We start from the raw sequence: 16,096 nt of genomic DNA, 5'->3' as shown, positions 1-16,096 counted from the left end.
GAGCCCGCCATGTACAGCTTCGAGTACCACAGGCCCCTGTCCCTTGCCGCTGCGGCCGCCCTGCTCCAGGGCCGGGAGGACGCGAAGCTGCTGGCCGGGGGGCAGACGCTGTTGCCCACCCTGAAGCAGCGGCTGGCCCAGCCCACGGATCTGATCGACCTCGGCCGTATCCCCGAGATCAGGGGGATCTGTCCCGAAGGCGACGGTGTCAGCATCGGCGCCGGCACCACCCATCACGAGGTCCAGTTCGATCCGACCGTCACGGCCACGATCCCGGCGCTGGCCGAACTGGCCGGTCTGATCGGTGACCCGCAGGTGCGCAACCGCGGCACGCTCGGCGGCTCCATCGCCAACAGCGACCCGGCCGCCGACTACCCCGCCGCCCTTCTGGCGCTGGGCGCCACGGTCCGCACCGACCGACGGGAAATCGCGGCGCGCGACTTCTTCACCGGCCTGTTCGAGACAGCCCTGGAACCGGGGGAGATCGTCGTGGCCGTGCATTTCCCCCGGCCGGAGCGGGCGAAGTACACGAAGTTCCGCAACCCGGCCAGCCGCTACGCCGTCGTCGGCGTCTTCGTGGCCGTGAGCGGGGACGGGGTGCGCGTGGCCGTGACGGGGGCCGGCGCCTGCGTCTTCCGCTGGACGGAAGCCGAGCGCGCCCTGGCGGCCGACTTCTCCCCCGCCGCGCTGGACGGGCTGACGGTCGATGCCTCGGACCTCAACAGCGACCTGCACGCCAGCGCGGAGTACCGGGCGCATCTGGTCCGGGTCATGGCACAGCGCGCGGTGGCGGGCGCGTGACCAGCGGCACCATGCCCCGCGCACTTCTGTCCCGCGCGCTTCCCGGCTCGGTCGAGGAGACCCTGGCCTTGCTGCAGGCCGGGGACTATGTCGCCGACCGCGCCCTGGCGACGGCCCTGTTCCTGGCGCTCAAGCTGAATCGCCCGCTGTTCCTGGAGGGCGAAGCGGGCGTCGGCAAGACGGAGGTCGCCAAGGTCCTGGCCGGCACGCTGGGGCGCCGGCTGCTCCGTCTGCAATGCTACGAGGGGCTGGACATCGCGTCTGCCGTCTACGAATGGAACTATCCGCGCCAGATGATCGCCATCCGGCTGGCGGAAGCGGCCGGCGACCGCGACCGGGCGGCGCTGGAGAAGGACATCTTCGCCCGCGACTTCCTGATCGAACGGCCCGTCCTCCAGGCGCTGGAGCCACGCCCGGAGGGGCCGCCCGTGCTGCTGATCGACGAACTGGACCGGGCGGACGAGCCGTTCGAGGCGTTCCTGCTGGAAGTGCTGTCCGACTGGCAGGTGACGGTGCCCGAACTGGGCACCATCCGGGCGGAGGAGCCGCCGCTCGTGATCCTCACCTCCAACCGGACGCGGGAGATCCACGACGCGCTGAAGCGGCGCTGCTTCTACGCCTGGGTGGACTATCCGGGCGCGGCGCGGGAGCTGGAGATCCTCCGGCGCAAGGCGCCCGGCGCGCCCGAACGGCTGGCGGCGGAGGTGGTGGGTTTCGTCCAGGCCCTGCGACGGCAGGACCTGTTCAAGCTGCCCGGCGTGGCGGAGACGCTGGACTGGGCGCAGGCGCTGGTACAGCTCGACAAGCTGGAACTGTCCCCGGAGACGATCAACGACACGCTGGGCACGCTGTTGAAGTACCAGGACGACATCGCCCGCATCCAGGGGTCCGAGGCCGCCCGCATCCTGACCCAGGTGCGGACGGAACTGGCGACGGCGCGGCTGGGCCAGGAGGGCGCATGACCGCTCCCTCCCGCCTGCTGGACAATCTGGTGCATTTCGGCCGGGCCCTGCGCGCCGCCGGGCTGCCGGTCGGCCCCGGGCAGGTTCTGCGGGCCGTGGAGGCGGTGGAGGCGGTGGGGCTGGGCGACCGCCGGGACTTCTACTGGACCCTGCACGCCGTCTTCGTCACCCGCCGCGACCAGCGGGAACTGTTCGACCAGGCGTTCCATCTGTTCTGGCGCAACCCGCAGATTCTGGAGCGGATGCTGGACCTGCTGCTGCCGACCGTGCGTGCCGAACTCCAGCCCCAGGGACCGGACCTCTCCCGCCGGGTGGCCGACGCCTTCGGCCGCCCCGATGCGGGGGAGAGCCCGCGGGACGCCGCGGAAGAGGTGACGATCGACGCTACCCTCACCTTCTCCGCCGAGGAACGGTTGCAGACCCTGGACTTCGAGAAGATGACCGCGGCGGAGGTCGCCGCCGCGAAACAGGCCATCGCCCGGATGCGGCTGTCGCTCCCGGAAGTGCGCACGCGGCGCTCCGAACCGGCGCGGGCCGGCCGGCGGGCCGACCTGCGCGCGACCCTGCGCCGGAGCCTGCGCACCGGCGGGGCGCTGGTGGAGATCGCCCGCCGCCGGCCGCGGACCCGGCACCCGCCGCTGGTGGTGCTCTGCGACATCTCCGGGTCGATGGGTCAGTACAGCCGGATGCTGCTGCACTTCCTGCACGCCGTCACCAACGACCGCGACCGCGTGCACTGCTTCCTGTTCGGAACGCGGCTCAGCAACATCACCCGCCATCTGCGTACCCGCGACGTGGACCTGGCGCTGGAGAAGGTCGGCAGGACCGTGCAGGACTGGTCAGGCGGCACCCGGATCGGCCAGTGCCTGCACGAGTTCAACCGCGTCTGGTCGCGCCGCGTCCTGGGCCAGGGGGCGCTGGTGCTGCTGATCACCGACGGTCTGGACCGCGACGCGGCCGAGGGACTTTCGGCCGAGATGGAGCGGCTGCACCGGAGCTGCCGCCGCCTGATCTGGCTGAACCCGCTGCTGCGCTGGGAGGGGTTCGCGCCTAAAGCGTCGGGTGTCCGCGCGATGCTGCCCCATGTCGATGACTTCCGTCCGGTGCATAATCTGCGCAGCCTGTCGCAACTCGCCGCCGTGCTCGCCCCCGCGGGGCCGCGGCGGGCACCCGGGATGGAGCGCTGGCTCGGGGATACAGCACGAACGGAGGCCGCATGAGCACACTCTCCGCCGACACCACCCAGGTTCTGGCGCAGGCCGCGGACTGGCTGGAGAGCGGCCGTCGCGTGGCACTTGCCACCGTGATCGCCACCTGGGGGTCCTCTCCCCGCCCGGTCGGCAGCCAGATGGCCGTGGACGACACCGGCGCCATGGCCGGGTCCGTCTCCGGCGGCTGCATCGAAGGGGCCGTCGTCCATGAGGCCATGGCGACGCTCCGGGACGGCGAACCCCGCCTGCTCCAGTTCGGCGTCACCAACGAGAGGGCCTGGGAGGTCGGCCTTGCCTGCGGTGGGCAGGTCCAGGTCTATGTGGAGCCGGTGACGTGAAGCGCCGCATCTTCGACGCGCTGCGCCGCGCGACGGCGGCGAAGCTGCCCACCGCCCTGGTGACGGACCTCGGCACCGGAATGCAGACGCTCGTGCATCCGGAGCATGTGGAGGGCGACGCCGGGCTTGAGGACGAGCTGCTGGAGATGGTGCGGCAGGCCCTGCGGGAGGACCGCAGCGGCATCATCGAGTTCTACGAAGGCCGCTACTTCATCCAGGCCGTGAACCCGCCACTGCGCCTGATCCTGGTCGGGGCCGTCCACATCGCCCAGGCGCTGGCCCCCATGGCGGCGCTGGCGGGGTACGAGGTGGTGGTGGTCGATCCGCGCCGCGCCTTCGCCACGGATGCCCGCTTCCCCAGCGTGAGCCTGAACGGGGACTGGCCGGACGATGCGCTGCGGACGCTCGCACCGGACCGGCGCACGGCCGTCGTGACCCTGACGCACGACCCCAAGCTGGACGATCCCGCCCTGATCGCCGCGCTGGAATCCCCGGCCTTCTACATCGGCGCCCTGGGCAGCCGGAAGACGCATGCGGGCCGGCTGGCGCGGCTGCGGGAGGCGGGAGTCGCGGAGGACAGGCTCGCCCGCATCCACGGGCCGGTGGGGCTGGACATCGGTGCCCTGACCCCGGCGGAAATCGCCGTCGCCATCCTGGCCCAGGTTACGCTCGCCCTGCGCGGCGGCCCGAAGGCCCGGGCGGACGGGGCCTGAGATGCGCTTCGGCCCCCTGCCGCTGGCCGACGCCGCAGGGGCCGTTCTGGCCCATTCCCTGAAACTGCGGGACGTGACCTTCCGCAAGGGCCGCGTTCTGTCGGGGGAAGACGTCGCCACCCTGGCCGCGGCCGGGCTGGATACGGTGGTCGCGGCCCTGCCGGAGCCGGGCGACGTGGCGGAGGACGAGGCGGCGGCGCGTCTCGCCCGTGCGGTGGCCGGTCCGGGCCTGACGGTCAGCGCCGCCTTCACCGGCCGGGTCAACCTGTTCGCCGCGGTGGCCGGTCTTGCGGTCGTGGACAGGGAGCAGGTGGACCGCCTGAATCTGCTGCACGAATCCCTCACCCTCGCCACCCTGCCCGCCCACACGCCGGTGGAGGCGGGGCAGATGGTGGCGACGGTGAAGGTGATCCCCTTTGCGGCACCGGAAACGGCGATCGCAGCGGCGGAGGGTCTGGCGGCCCCCGCCCCCCTGCTGCACGTCGCCCCCTGGCAGGGGCTGCGGGCCGGTCTTGTGCAGACCCTGCTGCCGGGGCTGAAGCCGACCGTGCTGGAGAAGACCCAGGCCGCCACGCGCGACCGGCTGGCCGGTGTCGGCGCCATCCTGGCTGCCGAACGGCGGGTGCCGCACGAGGCCGCCGCCGTGGCCGCGGCGCTGACGGACCTGCACGATGCCGGCTGCACCCTGCTGCTGGTTGCCGGCGCCTCCGCCATCACGGACCGCCGCGACGTGGTGCCGGCCGGGATCGGGGCGGCGGGCGGCGAGGTGCTGCATTTCGGCATGCCGGTGGACCCGGGCAACCTCCTGCTGCTGGGCCGGATGGGGGGCGTGCCGGTGCTGGGCCTGCCCGGCTGCGCCCGCTCCCCCAGGCTGAACGGCTTCGACTGGGTTCTGCACCGGCTGGCCGCCGGTCTGGAGGTGACAGGCCCGGACATCATGCGCCTGGGCGTCGGCGGGCTTCTCTCGGAGATCCCGACCCGCCCGCTGCCGCGTGCCCAGGCGACCACTCCGCCCCGGGCGCCCCGGATCGCGGCGCTGGTGCTGGCGGCCGGCCTGTCGCGCCGGATGGGCCGGAACAAGCTGCTGGCCGATGTCGGCGGCGTCCCCCTGGTGACGCGCGCCGTGGACGCGGCGCTGGCCTCCCAGGTCCGGTCCGTCACCGTCGTCGTCGGCCACCAGCAGGATGCCGTCCGCGAGGCCCTTGCCGGCCGGGCTGTCCGGACCGTGGAGGCGGCGGAGCATGCCGCGGGCCTGAGCGCATCCCTGAAGGCCGGCCTGCGCGCCCTGCCGGAGGATGCGGACGGCGTGCTGGTGCTTCTGGGCGACATGCCGCGGGTGGGACCGGCGGCCATCGACCGGCTGATCGCCGCCTATGCTCCCGCCGAGGGCCGGGCCGTCTGCGTCCCCACCTGCCGCGGCCGGCGGGGCAACCCGGTGCTGTGGGACCGCCGCTTCGTCGCCGAGATGCTGGACCTGACCGGCGACACCGGGGCGAAAGCCCTGCTGGACCGCCATGCCGACCTGGTCTGCGAGGTGGAGATGCCGGATGACGGCGTGCTGGTGGACGTGGACACGCCGGAGGCGCTGGCGGCGCTTACGGGCGGGGCCATCACGGGTGGGGCCATCATGGGCGGGGAATGATCGCCGTTCCCCGCGTCCGCTCCTGCTCGATCACCACGGGCTCGGCCCGCCCGGCCGGTCTGGCGAGGGTGGCGACGAAATCCACCACCACCTCCGCCAGCCCGTGCTCCATCATGTCGTTGTGCCCGGCACCGGGCAGCCGGACGATGTATTTCGGCTCCGGCGCCGCCCGGAACAGGGTGTCGGACAGGGCGGCAGGCACCACCGCGTCCCGCTGCGCCACCACGACCAGCAGGGGGGCCGCGATCCGGTCGATGCGGGACAGGCTGTCATAGCGGTCGCGCAGCAGGAGACGCACGGGAAGGAACGGGTAATGCGCCGCGGCCACGTCGGTCATGGAGGTGTAGGGCGCCTCCAGCACCAGCCCGCCGACCCGGCGCTCCGTCGCCATCCGCACGGCCACGCCGGTGCCCAGCGATTCCCCGTAGAGCACCACCCGCTGCCCGGACACCCCCTGCTCCACCAGGAAATCGAGCTGGGCGCGGGCATCCGCCATCAGGCCAGGCTCGTCCGGCTGTCCGGGATTGCCGCCATAGCCGCGGTAGCCGGCCAGCAGAACACCGAACCCGGCGTCGCGCAGGACCCGGGCCTTGTCCGCCCGCAGCCCCAGGTGCCCGGCATTGCCATGGAACAGCACGACCGTGGGCCGACCGGCCGCGGCCGGGGCGTACCAGCCGTCGATGCCCACCCCGTCGGCCGTCGTCACGGTGACGACGCTGAAGTCCGGCAGGCCCCAGTCCGCCGGGACGACGACCGCGGTCGAGGGGAAGTACTGGAGCTTGCGCTGGTTGGCGTAGAGGGTGGCGAGACCGCCGCCGGCGACCAGGACGATCAGCACAAACAGCCAGAGCATCGTCCGGGTCCCCCTTCCCGTCATCCCGCAGCCGCCCGCTCGAACCCGGCCTGGAGCGCGTGGTAGCGGCTGTAGGGGCCGCCATGGCGGATCAGTTCGGCATGGGTGCCCCATTCCACCACCTTGCCGTTCTCCAGCACGTAGATGCGGTCGGCATCGATGATGGTGGAGAGACGGTGGGCGATCACCAGGGTCGTGCGCCCCTTCTGCAACCGCTTAAGCGCCTCCTGGATCGCGCGCTCGGACTCGCTGTCCAGCGCCGAGGTGGCCTCGTCCAGCAGCAGGACGGGGGCGTTCTTCAGCATGGCGCGGGCGATGGCGATGCGCTGGCGCTGACCGCCGGAGAGCTTCACCCCCTGTTCGCCCACCATCGTGTCGTAGCCGTCGGGCAGTTCCATGATGAAGTCGTGCGCCGCGGCATCGCGGGCGGCCTGCACGATCTCCGCCTCGCTGGCATCGGCGCGGCCATAGGCGATGTTGGCGCGGACCGTTTCATCGAACAGCGCCGTCTCCTGGCTGACGATGGCGATGTTGGCCCGCAGGGAGGCGAGCGTCAGGTCGCGCACATCATGCCCGCCGACCATTACCCTGCCGCCGATGACATCGTAGAAGCGGGGGATCAGGTTCAGTACCGTCGATTTGCCGGCCCCCGAAGCGCCGACCAGGGCAACCATGCGGCCGGCGGGCACCTCCAGGTCCAGCCCGTCCAACGCCTCGCGCCCGCCATCGTAGCGGAAATGGACATCCTGGAACCGCACGTCGTGGACGGCGCGCGGCAGCACGGCCGCATCGGGCCGCTCCACGATCTCGGGCTGCGTGTCCAGCACCTCGAACACCCGCTCGGCCGCGGCCAGACCGACCTGGAGCTGCGCGTTCAGCTTGCTGAGCTTCTTCATGGGGTCGAAGGCCAGCATGAAGGCGGTGATGAAGCTGAGCAGAGAGCCCGCGGAATTGGCGCCGCTGATGACCTGCATGCCGCCATAGACGATGACGGTGACGATGGCGATGCCGCTGACCACCTCGTTGATCGGGGTCAGCATGGCGGAGGTGCGGAATCCCTTGTTCGTCAGGCTGAACAGCTTCTCCACCATGCCGTCGACCCGGCGCACCTCATGCCCCTCCATGCCGTAGGCCTTGACATGGCGCACCCCTTGGAAGGTCTGGCCCAGGAAGGTGGCGAAGACGCCCAGTTCATGCTGGGTCCGCGCGGAGACCCGGCGCAGCCGGCGGCCGATCCGCGCCAGCGCGAAGGCCGCCAGCGGAAAAGCCGTGAAGGCGATGATCGAAAGCCCCCAGTCCTGATGGAACATGACGCCCACAAGGATCAGCAGCGACAGGGTGCTCTTGCCGATGCCGGTCAGACACTCCGCGACCGCGTTCCGCATCAGGCTGACATCGTTGACCAGACGGGAGATCAGGTTCCCCGACGGGTTCGCATGGAAATAGGCAAGATCGGCCTGCATGAGATGGCCGAAGAGCGCCGACTGCACATTGGCGACGATCCGCTGGCCGACACGGTTCAGCAGCACCGCATGCAGATATCCCGCAATCCCGCGCACGACGAAGGCCGCGAAGACGGCACCCGCCACCGGCCACAGGGCGGAGGCCCGCTGCTGGGTGAAGATGTCGTCGATCATCGGCTCCATGAGCTTGGCCAGCGCGCCGGTGGCGGCGGCATCGAGCGTCATCATGAAGAGCGCGAGCGCAAGGCTGGCCCGGTGCGGCAGCAGATAGCTGCCGGCAAGGCGCTTGACGAGCGGCCATGTCGCCGTGTGGCGGGAGGATTGGCTTGCGGATGAAGACAAGTCGGTTACCGGCAGACTGAACGGCACGAAGGGCCACCGTCGCCGGTGGCGTGGGTCTGAATAGCACAGATGGACGGGCGCTTCACTGCGGAAGCCCCGCACCCCCGCCCAGCCGCTGCCGCAGGTCACTGCCCCCTCCGGTCGGGGAGGAATGGAACCTGTCGGGGATAACCGGGTTTTAGGGGGGCAGAGGGACCCCGAACGGGAGACGGTGCCATGCCTGCACGACGGACAGCCGCTGCCTTCGTAACCGCCGCCCTGCTCATGACCGGATGCCAGCAGGGCACAGGGGGCGGGATCGACCGGGAGACGGTGGGCACCCTGGGCGGTGCGGCCGGCGGTGCCTTGCTGGGGTCCCAGATCGGCGGCGGTGGCGGGCGGACGGTGGCGACGGCCGTCGGTGCCGTTCTGGGCGCGTTGGCCGGGCGTGAGCTGGCCCGGAACCTCGGCGACAAGGACAAGGAACGTGCCATCGCCGCGGAGGAGGAGGCCGTGACCCGCAACGAGCAGATCACCTGGAACAATCCGGACACAGGCAACCGCGGAACGATCGCGCCGACGCGCAGCTACACGGACGACGCTGGCAACCTGTGCCGGGAGTATACTCATACCGTCCATGTGGACGGCCGGGCCGAGACGGCCCGGGGCACCGCCTGCCGCCAGGACGATGGAACCTGGCGACTGGTGGGCTGACGGAACACGCCGGAGTGCGTGAGGGGGCGACAGGGCCGGGGGCACGGTCCGCGAGTGGAGATCTGTCCGATGGTGAATGACATCCGTATGCGAGCGCTTCTGGCCTGCGGCATCGCCGTCCTGGTCTGGACGGCAACCCCGGCGATGGCGGGGGTCGATGAGGGGATCGCCGCCTATCAGGCGGGCGAGTACGATCAGGCCCTGACCGAGCTGGAACCCGCGGCGCGGCAAGGCGATGCCCAGGCGCAGTATTACCTTGGCACCATGTACGCCGAAGGACAGGGCGTTCTGCGCGACCCGTCCCTCGCCCACACCTGGCTGACCCTGGCCGCGAACCAGGGGGTTACCGAGGCACTTTTCGCCAAGGCGCGGATCGGCGACAGCCTGAGCCAGCGGGACATCGTCACCTCGCTGCGCCGCCAGAACGAAATCCTCACAGCCTCCGCGGAGGGCGGCAGCGGACAGGACGAGGTGGCGATGGCCAGCCCGGCCGCCGCTTCATCGGACGGGAGCGCCCCCGCGCAGACGGCTGCGGTGGACGACATCGCCTCCATGGGACGGCGGGACCTGGTGCGCAACATCCAGCAGGAGCTGAACCGGCTGGGCTATTCCGCCGGGAAACCCGACGGGCTCTACGGACCCAGCACCCGGTCAGCCATCGAGGGCTTCCAGAAGGACCGCGACCAGTCGGTCGATGGCGAGGTGACGGCGGATCTGCTCCGGGCACTGCGCTCGGCGGAGGCGGGCTGACGCGCGTGGGGGGGCGGCCCGGTCCGGGCCGCTCACGCCCCGCCCGGGGACGGGAGGTCCGTTGCGGACGACCGGCCCTGGACCCAGCCGGCCACGATGGCGCCGATGCCGTCCTTCAGGAACTCGACCCCCGATCCCGCCGGCGTGCTGCGGACGATCCGCACCTCGGCGCGGATGAGGAGTTCGGGGATTTCCAGGACAGCGACGGCACCATCGGCGGCATCCAGCCGCGGGCTCAGGAAGGCGCCGCCGGGAGAGACATCCTCGATCCGGCAGACGGTCGGCACATCATCGAGCCAGAGACGGACAGCGGCGCCAACAGAGCGCCGCTCGAATTCGCGCCGGTCGGGACATCCGGGACAGGATTCATCGGGGCTGGGGGACACGATCGCTGACACCGTTACTGGCCCGTGTACTGGCCCGTGACCCCGCCCGTCCGATTGCCGGGACGGGTCGTCGATCACAGTGCGCGGAAGCGTAGCAGAGATCGGTTTCCGGGGAGAGGGGTATCGCTGAACGCGCCCTCCGGATCAGGCGCGGAGCAGCACAGGCTGGGCCTGGTCCGCCAGTTCAAGGAGGAAAGCTTCCAGTTCGGCCCGTTCCTCGTCCGTGGCCAGGGAATAGACTTCGGTCAGCCGGAAAGCCTCGATCAGGAGGTCTTCGGCATCGAACGGATCCCGGACTGCGGCACGCTGGATCATTCCACCCTCATGGCTTGATGACCCCAGTCTAAATTTCGAGGTGCCCTTCCTCTAAGTGTGCAAAAGGAGTAGCCAGTCCTTGGGATAGTCAGACCACCACGCAAGGGACAATGTGGTTCGTCTCTGCCACCTCATGACATTCGGACGTATTCGCAACACGAAAGGATATGACTGCCGCTCTTTTCACTTCGACAGGTATGCAATTCCTTGGCACGGATACAGGAACAGAGTCGCGCGGACAGAGCGAATACGGATCCCGAGAGGCATATCGCCTCTTCGGGGGCACGCCCGGAGGACCAGATCCTTATTTTCGGACTTTATTCCGCGAAAACCTGTTCCGCAGAGGGCTGGGGGACAACTGTCGACCCCTTGAAAAGTTGGTGATCCCGCTGGGACTCGAACCCAGGACCCTCTGATTAAAAGTCAGATGCTCTACCGGCTGAGCTACGGGATCGCTGCCGCGGCGCACCATAGGCAGGACATGGCGTCCGGTCAACACCGCGGGAGATGGCCGACGACGTCCCGTCCGTCAAGCATCCCGACGGTCAGGGCGGCCCCGGAACAGGTTCTTCCGGATCGTCCTTCGCCGGGGTCAGGGGGCAGCCTGAAGCGGCAACGTCGTATCCGCCGGAAGAGGCATCTCCTGCGCGAAGCGGGAGAGCAGCCTTTTCGCCACCCGCGGGCTGACGAACGGCCGGATGTCGCCGCCCAGACGCCCGATCTCCTTCACGAAGCGGGAAGAGATGAACTGGTGCCGATCCGACGCCATCAGGAACAGGGTCTCAACCTGCGGATTGAGCCGGTGGTTCATCCCCGCCATCTGGAATTCGTACTCGAAGTCGGAGACGGCGCGCAGGCCGCGGATGATGACCTGCGCCCCCATCTCCACGGCGAAGTGCATCAGCAGCGAATCGAAGGCCCGCACCTCGACCGTCGCTCCATGGGTCGAGATGTGCGGCAGTTCGTCGCGGACCATCTCCACCCGCTCGTCGGTGGAGAAGAGAGGCCCCTTGCCCGCATTGCGCGCCACCCCGACGATCAGGTGGTCCACGACCAGGGTCGCACGCTGGATGATGTCGAAATGCCCGTTCGTGATCGGGTCGAAGGTGCCGGGATAGACCCCGATGCGCTTGCGTACCGACATCCGCGCCCTCTCCTCTCGGCTCAAGCCCCGTCCGGACCCGGCGCGTCAGCCGCACCGTTTCCGTTGCCCTCGATCCCCTGCCCGTCGCCGGCGGCCTCCTCGGCCAGCCGGGCGACAGACACCACACGCTCGTCAGGCCCCAGCCGGAACAGGGTGACGCCCTTGCTCTTGCGGCCGGTGAGGCGGATGTCGTGGACCGGCATGCGGATGACCTGGCCGTTGTCGCTGATCATCATCACCTGATCCGTTTCGGAGATGGGGAACACGGCCGCGATCGCCTTGTTGCGTTCGCCCATGTCCATGTTCCAGATCCCCTGCCCGCCGCGGCCGGTCAGCCGGTACTCGTAGGCGGAGGTGCGCTTGCCGAACCCCTGTTCGGAGACGGTGAGGATGATCTCCTCCGCCGCCTGCATCTCGATGAACAGCTCCTGAGGCAGAACGAGGGAGGTCTCGACCGGCTCCGCCTCCACGTCCGGCGCCTCGTCGGCGTCGGTCGGCTCGCCCATCGCCTGACGGAGCTGGCGCGCCTGCTTCAGGTAGGCGGCCCGCTGCTCGGCGGAATAGTCGGTGTGGCGAAGGATGGACATGCCGATGACCTCGTCCCCGTCCTCCACCAGCTTGATGCCGCGCACACCCGTCGAGGTGCGACCGCTGAAGACGCGGATCTCGCCCACGGGGAAGCGGATGCAGCGGCCGAGGCGCGTGGACAGAAGAACGTCGTCCGCCTCGCTGCACGGCCGTGCGGCGATCAGGCGCTCGCCCTCCTCCTCAAGCTTCATGGCGATCAGGCCGTTGGAGCGGATGTTGGCGAAGTCCGACAGCCGGTTGCGCCGCACGCCGCCGCGGCTGGTGGCGAACAGGACGTGCAGGTCGCCCCAGCTCGCCTGATCCTCCGGCATCGGCATGACGGTGGTGATGAAGTCCCCTTCCTCCAGCGGCAGCAGGTTCACCAGCGCCTTGCCGCGGGTCTGAGGCGTGCCCTGCGGCAGGCGCCAGACCTTGAGGGTGTAGACCATGCCGCGGTTCGTGAAGAACAGCATGGGCGTGTGCGTGTTGGCGACGAACAGGTCGGAAACCGTGTCCTCCGCCTTCAGGCTCATACCGGAGCGCCCCTTGCCGCCGCGCGCCTGGGCCCGGTAGGTGGAGACCGGGACGCGCTTGATGTAGCCGCCCTGGGTGACGATGACGACCATGTCCTCGCGCTGGATCAGGTCCTCGACGTCGGCCTCGAACTCCAGTTCCTCGATGGTGGTGCGGCGCGGATTGCCGAACCGCGCCTTCATGTCCACCAGCTCGCCGCGCAGAATGTCCAACAGCAGGCCACGGTCGGCCAGGATCGCCAGCAGGTGGCGGATCTGGTCCACGACCTGGTTCAGCTCCTCGCTGATCTTGTCGCGCTCCAGCCCGGTCAGGCGGTGCAGGCGCAGGTCCAGGATGGCCTTGGCCTGCCCCTCCGACAGCCGGTAAGTGCCGGCTTCCGACAGGCCGCGGCCCGGCTCGTCGATCAACTGGATCAGGGGCGCCACGTCCAGGGCCGGCCACTCGCGCGCCATCATCTGCTCGCGCGCCGTGCCCGGATCGGGCGCGTTGCGGATCAGGGCGATCATCTCGTCGATGTTGGCGACGGCGACGGCAAGGCCGACCAGAGTGTGGGCCCGTTCGCGCGCCTTGCCCAGCTCGAACTCGGTGCGGCGGGTGATGACCTGTTCGCGGAACCGGACGAAGGCCGCGATGATGGACTTCAGGTCCAGCAGTTCCGGCCGGCCGCCGTTCAGCGCCAGCATGTTCACGCCGAAGCTGGTCTGCAGCGGGGTGAAGCGGAAGAGCTGGTTCAGCACCACGTCGGCCACGGCGTCACGCTTCAGCTCGATCACCACGCGCACACCGTCGCGGTCGGACTCGTCGCGGACGTCGGAGATGCCCTCGACCAGCTTCTCGTGGACGACCTCCGCGATGCGCTCCTGGAGCTTCGCCTTGTTGACCTGATAGGGGATCTCGGTGACGACGATGGCCCAGCGGTCCTTGCGGATCTCCTCGATGTCCGTCTTCGCCCGCATCACGATGGAGCCGCGGCCCGTGTGATAGGCGGAACGGATGCCCGACCGGCCCAGGATCAGCGCCCCGGTGGGGAAATCCGGGCCGGGGACGATGTCGATCAGCTCGTCGATCGTGATCTCGGGATTGTCGATATAGGCGCAGCAGGCGTCGATCACCTCGCCCAGATTATGGGTCGGGATGTTCGTCGCCATGCCGACGGCGATGCCGCCGGCGCCGTTGACCAGCAGGTTCGGGAACTTGGCCGGCAGAACCGTGGGTTCCAACGACGATTCGTCGTAGTTGGGCTGGAAATCGACCGTTTCCTTGTCGATGTCGTCCAGCAGGAATTCCGCCGCCTTGGCCAGACGCGCCTCGGTGTAGCGCATCGCCGCCGGCGGGTCGCCGTCCATGGAGCCGTAGTTGCCCTGCCCGTCGATCAGCGGCAGGCGCATGGAGAAATCCTGCGCCATGCGGACCATGGCGTCGTAGATCGCACCGTCGCCGTGCGGGTGGTACTTACCCATCACGTCGCCGACGATGCGGGCCGACTTCTTGTAGGGCTTGGTGCTGTCGTAGCCGCCGTCCTTCATGGCGTAGAGGATGCGGCGATGGACCGGCTTCAGCCCGTCGCGGACGTCCGGCAGGGCACGGCTCACGATCACGCTCATGGCGTAATCGAGGTACGACCGCCGCATCTCCTCTTCGATGGTGATCGGCGAGATGTCGGACGGAGTCGGGATCGTGGAAGTCACCGAATACAGCTCTGACGTCAGCGGAAAACAATGCCGGAGGCCGCATTTCGGCGGGGTCTCCGAGGTTTGCGACCTTTTATCATCATTCCCGGGCACGAACAACGTGCCCGGCCCCGCCGCGTCCTGCCGGCAACTGCCCCCGCTCCTGGGACGTCAGCGCCGGGACAGCCAGGCGAAGCGGGCCGACAGCACACCGACGGAGATGACGCTGGCGACGAAGATGCCCTCGAACAGGCCCAGCACACCCCGCTCCGCCCGGATGCCGAGGAACCAGCACAGCGGCACCATCACGGCGAAGTAGCTGAAGAAATGCAGCACCGTCGGCATCCAGGTATCGCCGCGGCCCCGCAGGGCCTGTGCCATCACCACCTGGCCGCCGTCGGCGATGAGAATCCAGGCGCTGAAGCTGACGACGGAAACCGTGATCGCGATCAGCGCCGGATCGGCCGCGAATCCGCGGGCGATCTCCGCCGGGAACAGGGCGAAGGCCAGTGCCGCCACCCCCAGCAGCACGGTGGTGACGCCCAGCCCGGTCCAGCCGGCCAGGGCCGTCTCCCGCCGGTCCTTGGCCCCGTGCGCATTGCCGACCCGCACCGCGGTGGCCGCGGCCAGTCCCAGCGCGCTCATGAAGGGCAGCGCGATCAGGTTCAGCCCCACCGTATAAGCGGCCAGCGCCAGCGGTCCCATCCAGCCCGCGAACAGGGTCAGCGTGGCGAAGGCCGATGCCTCCAGCCCGTTGCTGGCCCCGGCGGCATAGCCCAGACGACGCTGTTCCGCCCCGGCCCGCCAGCCGCCGCCGGGCTGCCGCACCCCGTGCGCCTCCTGGTCCGGCATCCACCAGACATAGGCGATCAGACCGGCTGCCATGCCCCAGCGGATCAGCGTGGTCGCCCAGGCCGACCCCTCCGCCCCCAGTTCCGGCAGGCCGAACAGACCGAAGACCAGGGCCCAGTCCAGCCCCAGATTGACAAGATTGGCCACAAGGATGGCGACCATGCCGGGGAGCGGCCGCTTCAGTCCCTCCAGGAAGAAGGTCGTCGTGGTGAACAGGGCGCCGCCGACCATGCCGTAGCCATAGACCTCCATCAGCCGCCCGCCCCCGGCCGCCAGCTCCTGCGACTGGCCGGTCAGAAGGAAGAACGGCTCGCCCAGGAAACTCAGGGCCGTGCAGACAAGGCCGACCAGCAGCGCATAGGACAGGGACTGCCGCCAGATCCGCCCCGTGGCGACGCGGTCGCCGGCACCGACCGCCTGGGCTGTCATCACCACGGTGCCGAGCAACAGCCCCACCAGCACGGCGAACATGGTGCTCTGCGCCGCGCTGGCGAGCCCCAGCCAGGCAAGATCCTCCGAGCCGTACTGGCCGACAACCAGCGTATCGACCACCACCATGGTCATCATGCCGGCGCGGGCCACCATCACCGGAATGGCGAGCCGGATCAGGTCGGCGGCATGGCGGCGGATCTGCGCCGCAAGGGGGGGCGTCTCGGTCAGGGCGGTGGACATGGGGATCCGGGGGCTGCAGACAGGAAAATCATCCGATATCGGAACAATGACGGATCAACAACAATTCACCGCGGGCCGTCAACCCCGGTGCGACGCAACCCCGCCTCGCGGACGGACTACCGACCGACAGGCAGGGAACCCGCACAGGTCCGGCCGGTTCTCCCGGCTGCCCTGCAGAGCGCAGGACC

15 protein-coding genes and 1 tRNA gene are annotated in these 16,096 nt (G+C 69.7%); 8 read left to right on the top strand and 8 right to left on the bottom strand.

Annotated features, from left to right (window positions below; genetic code table 11):
• Positions 1-9 precede the first annotated feature (9 nt).
• The 6 genes from RC1_RS05100 to RC1_RS05075 are packed head-to-tail and all read left to right on the top strand — an operon-like array spanning position 10 to position 5,667.
• The gene (locus RC1_RS05100) at positions 10-801 is read left to right on the top strand and encodes an FAD binding domain-containing protein (RefSeq protein ID WP_012566282.1); all 792 of its coding nucleotides are present in this window, start codon (positions 10-12) and stop codon (positions 799-801) included.
• A gap of 11 nt (positions 802-812) precedes the next feature.
• Complete coding sequence (locus RC1_RS05095; RefSeq protein WP_041786060.1) at positions 813-1,763, top strand: AAA family ATPase; 951 nt, start codon at positions 813-815, stop codon at positions 1,761-1,763.
• Positions 1,760-2,983, top strand: a complete 1,224-nt coding sequence (locus tag RC1_RS05090) for a vWA domain-containing protein (protein ID WP_012566280.1) — start codon at positions 1,760-1,762, stop codon at positions 2,981-2,983. Before RC1_RS05095 ends, RC1_RS05090 begins: the two co-directional genes overlap by 4 nt.
• Positions 2,980-3,312: an XdhC family protein gene (locus RC1_RS05085; RefSeq protein ID WP_041785139.1), complete on the top strand. Its 333-nt coding sequence runs from the start codon at positions 2,980-2,982 to the stop codon at positions 3,310-3,312. The genes RC1_RS05090 and RC1_RS05085 overlap by 4 nt, the downstream gene beginning before the upstream one ends.
• Positions 3,309-4,025, top strand: a complete 717-nt coding sequence (locus RC1_RS05080; protein WP_041785138.1) for an XdhC family protein — start codon at positions 3,309-3,311, stop codon at positions 4,023-4,025. The genes RC1_RS05085 and RC1_RS05080 overlap by 4 nt, the downstream gene beginning before the upstream one ends.
• A 1-nt stretch (position 4,026) precedes the next feature.
• Positions 4,027-5,667, top strand: a complete 1,641-nt coding sequence (locus RC1_RS05075) for an NTP transferase domain-containing protein (protein WP_012566279.1) — start codon at positions 4,027-4,029, stop codon at positions 5,665-5,667.
• Here RC1_RS05075 and RC1_RS05070 read toward each other — a convergent pair.
• Complete coding sequence (locus RC1_RS05070) at positions 5,651-6,520, bottom strand: alpha/beta hydrolase (RefSeq protein ID WP_012566278.1); 870 nt, start codon at positions 6,518-6,520, stop codon at positions 5,651-5,653. The two genes, RC1_RS05075 and RC1_RS05070, sit on opposite strands and share 17 nt — an antisense overlap.
• A gap of 20 nt (positions 6,521-6,540) precedes the next feature.
• Positions 6,541-8,325 carry an ABC transporter ATP-binding protein gene (locus RC1_RS05065; protein ID WP_012566277.1) on the bottom strand — a complete coding sequence of 595 codons (1,785 nt, stop codon included), beginning with the start codon at positions 8,323-8,325 and terminating at the stop codon, positions 6,541-6,543.
• Between the two features lie 216 nt (positions 8,326-8,541).
• Here RC1_RS05065 and RC1_RS05060 point away from each other — a divergent pair, with 216 nt between their 5' ends.
• Positions 8,542-9,018: an RT0821/Lpp0805 family surface protein gene (locus tag RC1_RS05060; protein WP_012566276.1), complete on the top strand. Its 477-nt coding sequence runs from the start codon at positions 8,542-8,544 to the stop codon at positions 9,016-9,018.
• 87 nt (positions 9,019-9,105) lie between these two features.
• Positions 9,106-9,768, top strand: a complete 663-nt coding sequence (locus RC1_RS05055; protein WP_184446412.1) for a peptidoglycan-binding protein — start codon at positions 9,106-9,108, stop codon at positions 9,766-9,768.
• Positions 9,769-9,800: 32 nt separating this feature from the next.
• Here the strand turns inward: RC1_RS05055 and RC1_RS21385 are convergent, their stop codons facing one another.
• The 6 genes from RC1_RS21385 to RC1_RS05030 all read right to left on the bottom strand — a co-directional run bounded on the left by RC1_RS21385 (position 9,801) and on the right by RC1_RS05030 (position 15,908).
• Positions 9,801-10,154 carry a PilZ domain-containing protein gene (locus RC1_RS21385; RefSeq protein WP_184446414.1) on the bottom strand — a complete coding sequence of 118 codons (354 nt, stop codon included), beginning with the start codon at positions 10,152-10,154 and terminating at the stop codon, positions 9,801-9,803.
• 144 nt (positions 10,155-10,298) lie between these two features.
• Positions 10,299-10,469: a hypothetical protein gene (locus tag RC1_RS21695; RefSeq protein ID WP_012566273.1), complete on the bottom strand. Its 171-nt coding sequence runs from the start codon at positions 10,467-10,469 to the stop codon at positions 10,299-10,301.
• A gap of 378 nt (positions 10,470-10,847) precedes the next feature.
• Positions 10,848-10,923 (bottom strand) — tRNA-Lys (locus tag RC1_RS05045).
• A gap of 138 nt (positions 10,924-11,061) precedes the next feature.
• Positions 11,062-11,613 (bottom strand): pantetheine-phosphate adenylyltransferase, encoded by a 552-nt coding sequence (gene coaD / locus RC1_RS05040; protein ID WP_012566272.1) that lies wholly within the window; start codon positions 11,611-11,613, stop codon positions 11,062-11,064.
• 20 nt (positions 11,614-11,633) lie between these two features.
• The gene (gene gyrA / locus RC1_RS05035) at positions 11,634-14,345 is read right to left on the bottom strand and encodes a DNA gyrase subunit A (RefSeq protein WP_049766795.1); all 2,712 of its coding nucleotides are present in this window, start codon (positions 14,343-14,345) and stop codon (positions 11,634-11,636) included.
• A 210-nt stretch (positions 14,346-14,555) separates the two neighbouring features.
• Positions 14,556-15,908 (bottom strand): MATE family efflux transporter, encoded by a 1,353-nt coding sequence (locus RC1_RS05030; RefSeq protein ID WP_012566270.1) that lies wholly within the window; start codon positions 15,906-15,908, stop codon positions 14,556-14,558.
• Positions 15,909-16,096 lie beyond the last annotated feature (188 nt).

The organism is Rhodospirillum centenum SW (genome assembly GCF_000016185.1).
GTDB classification, from domain to species: domain Bacteria; phylum Pseudomonadota; class Alphaproteobacteria; order Azospirillales; family Azospirillaceae; genus Rhodocista; species Rhodocista centena.
The sequence above is the reverse complement of the archived record's forward strand: the minus strand, read 5'-3'. Positions and strand labels throughout refer to the sequence as shown.